Origin of the sequence: Streptomyces sp. URMC 126 (assembly GCF_051386555.1) — a bacterium.
In the GTDB taxonomy this organism is placed as follows: domain Bacteria; phylum Actinomycetota; class Actinomycetes; order Streptomycetales; family Streptomycetaceae; genus Streptomyces.
On record NZ_JBPQTX010000513.1, the window covers coordinates 1 to 3028 of the forward strand.

A 3028-nucleotide genomic window follows, 5' to 3' on the forward strand; every position below is an offset into this window, starting at 1 on the left:
CGCCCCTCCCCGCCCCGCGCCGCGGCGAGCCGCACGGCGTCGAGGATCTTCTCGTACCCCGTGCACCGGCACAGGTTGCCGGACAGCGCCTCGCGGATGTCCGCGTCGGACGGCTCGGGGTCGCGGGCGAGCAGGTCGTCGGCGGCGACGAGCAGGCCCGGGGTGCAGAAGCCGCACTGGACGGCGCCCGCGTCCACGAACGCCTGCTGGACCGGCGAGAGTTGCCCTTCCGGCGCGCCCGCCAGGGCGGCCAGGCCCTCGACGGTGACGACGTCGCGTCCCTCCGCCTGGCCGGCCGCGACCAGGCAGGCGCAGACCGGGACGCCGTCGAGGCGGACCGTGCACGATCCGCACTCGCCCTGTTCGCAGGCGTTCTTGGAGCCCGGCAGGCCCAGCCGTTCCCGGAGGACGTAGAGCAGGCTCTCGCCCTCCCACACGTCGTCGGCCCGCTGCGGCCTGCCGTTGACCGTCATGTTCACGCGCACAGCGCGCCCCTCTCCCCCGTCGTGTACTCCCGCCAGGCCCAGCCGAGCGTGCGCCGGGCCATGATCCCCACCGCGTGGCGCCGGTAGGCCGCGCTGCCGCGCACGTCGTCGATGGGGTTGCAGGCGGCCGACGCGAGGGCGGCGAACTCGGCCGCCACGGCGTCCGGTACGGGCCGCCCGGTGTCCCAGCAGCGGGCCTCGTCCAGGGCGGCGGCCAGGAAGTCCTCCGCCGCGCGGGCCCGGACGGGCGTGGGCGCCGCCGAGCCGATGCCGGTGCGGACCGTACGGGTGCCGGGGTGCAGGGCGAGGCCGAACGCGCACACGGCGATGACCATCGCGTTGCGCGTGCCGACCTTGGCGAACTGCTGCGGCCCGGTGGCCTTCCGCACGCGCACGGCGCGGATCAGTTCGTCCGGGGCGAGGGCGTTGCGCTTGACGCCGGTGTAGAAGTCCTCGACCGGGATCAGCCGGGTGCCGCGCACCGACTCCGCCTCCACCACGGCGCCCGCCGCGAGCAGCGCGGGGTGGGAGTCGCCGGCCGGGGAGGCGGCGCCGAGGTTGCCGCCGACGCTGCCCCGGTTGCGGATCTGCGGCGAACCGACCGTGCGGGCGGCGAGGGCGAGGCCGGCGAGCGGACGGGACAGCTCCGCGATGACGCGGGCGTAGGGGACGGCGGCGCCGAGGCGGACGTCCGGCCCGTCGGTCTGCCACGCGTACAGCTCGCCGACGCGGGTGAGGTCGAGCAGGTGGGACGGGCGCCGGTGGTCGAAGTTGATCTCGACCATCACGTCCGTGCCGCCCGCCAGAGGCACCGCCGTGGGGTGCTCGGCCTTGGCGGCCAGAGCGTCCTCCCAGCGGTCGGGGCGCAGGAAGTCCATGGGCGTTTCTCTTCTCGCTCTGGTCCCGCCGCCGGGTCCGCCGGCCGTCCCGTACGGCCCGCCCCCGCCGAGGCCCGACGGCGGTCGGGTGCGGCCGTTCGGGGGCTTTTCGAGGGGCCGTTCGGGGGCCGTCCGGACGGCTCCGGGCGGGTCGTCGTGGGGGAGGTGCCGAGCCCGCTCGGCGCCGGGCCGGTGCCGCGTGCGGTCGTACGGCGGTGCCGCCGGTGCCGCACGCGATCCGTACGCCGGTGCCGGGTCAGGACGGGGACGGTGCCGGGTCAGGACAGGGACGGTGCCGGGTCAGGACAGGAACGTGCCGGGTCGGTGCCGCGTGCAGCCAGTACACAGAGGCTTCACCGGACGGGTGCAGTCACCGAAACCATGAAGCGGTTGGCTGGTCACGCCCACCGTCTTGTAGATTCGAACGAAAGACGGAGCCCGGAAACCTCACGGCTTCGCACCGGTAACACGACAGCACACGAGAAAGATCGGCGGCGACCCATCATGCGGCTGCGCGCACTGCTGGAGACCGACGCGCTGGGCCTTCGGCTGCTCGGTGGCGAGGACGAGCTGGACCGCACCGTCCGCGGCGTGATGACGACCGATCTGCGCGACCCCAGCCGCTACCTCTCGGGCGGCGAACTGGTCCTCACCGGCCTGGCCTGGCGCCGGGAGCCGGCCGACTCCGAGCGCTTCGTCCGCATCCTGGCCACCGCCGGGGTGGCCGGACTCGCGGCGGGCGAGGCGGAGATCAGCTCCACCCCGGACGACCTCATCGAGGCCTGCGCCCGGCACCGGCTGCCGCTGTTCTCGGTGGACGAGACCGTGTCGTTCGCGTCCATCACCGAGCACGTCGTCCGGCAGGTCTCGGGCGAGCGCGCCGGCGACCTGGCCGCGGTCGTGGACCGGCACCGCCGGCTGATGACCTCGGGCCCGGCGGGCGGCGGCCCGGAGGTCGTCCTGGACCTGCTCGGCTCGGACCTGGACCTGCGCGCCTGGGTCCTCTCCCCCACCGGCCGCCCGATCGCCGGTTCCTCGCTGGCCGGCGCCGGTCCGGCGCTGTCGTCCGAGGTCAGCGCCGTCCTGGCGGGCGAGCACCTGGCCGCGGCCCGCTCGGGCCGCCGGGGCCCGCACCGGGTGACGGCCGGCGGCGCGACGTACTCCCTGTTCCCGATCCGCGGCACGTCCGCCGGTCCCGCCGACCCGCGCGAGACCGTCCTGTCCGACTGGCTGCTCGCCGTCGAGGCCGACGCGGGCGACTGGCCCGCCGAACGGCTCGACCTGCTGCACGGCGTCACCCAGCTGATCGCCGTCGAGCGCGAGCGGCGCGAGGCCGCCCGGACGGTACGCCGCCGGCTGGCCCAGGAGGTGCTGGAGCTCGTCCAGTCGAACGCCGCGCCGGCCGAGATCGCCGCCCGGCTGCGGGTCGCCACGCCCGTCCTCCTCCCCGGGCCCGGCGCCGCCCCGCACTGGCAGGTCGTCGTGGCCCGCGTGGAGTGGACCGACGGCGAGACCGCCGCCGCCCTCCCGGCCGGGCCGATCGCCCAGAGCCTGCTGGAGGAGGCGCTGGTCGCCCCCGACGCGACCGGAACCGAGCCGTCCGAACGCATCGCCGTCGCCCACACCGACGACGAGGCCGTCGCCCTCGTCCCCCTCCCCCCGGCC

At 76.2% G+C, this 3028-nt stretch carries 3 protein-coding genes; 1 reads left to right on the forward strand and 2 read right to left on the reverse strand.

Going from position 1 to position 3028, the window contains the following annotated elements:
* The coding region (locus tag ACSNOK_RS32115) for a (2Fe-2S)-binding protein (RefSeq protein WP_436784315.1) at nt 1-485 on the reverse strand (485 nt) is incomplete at its 3' end.
* Nucleotides 476-1363, reverse strand: a complete 888-nt coding sequence (locus ACSNOK_RS32120; RefSeq protein WP_436784316.1) for an FAD binding domain-containing protein — start codon at nt 1361-1363, stop codon at nt 476-478. The genes ACSNOK_RS32120 and ACSNOK_RS32115, both read right to left, overlap by 10 nt.
* A 504-nt stretch (nt 1364-1867) precedes the next feature.
* On the opposite strand from ACSNOK_RS32120, the gene ACSNOK_RS32125 reads away from it, so the two are divergent.
* On the forward strand, nt 1868-3028 hold a 1161-nt coding region (locus tag ACSNOK_RS32125; RefSeq protein WP_436784317.1), incomplete at its 3' end, for a PucR family transcriptional regulator ligand-binding domain-containing protein.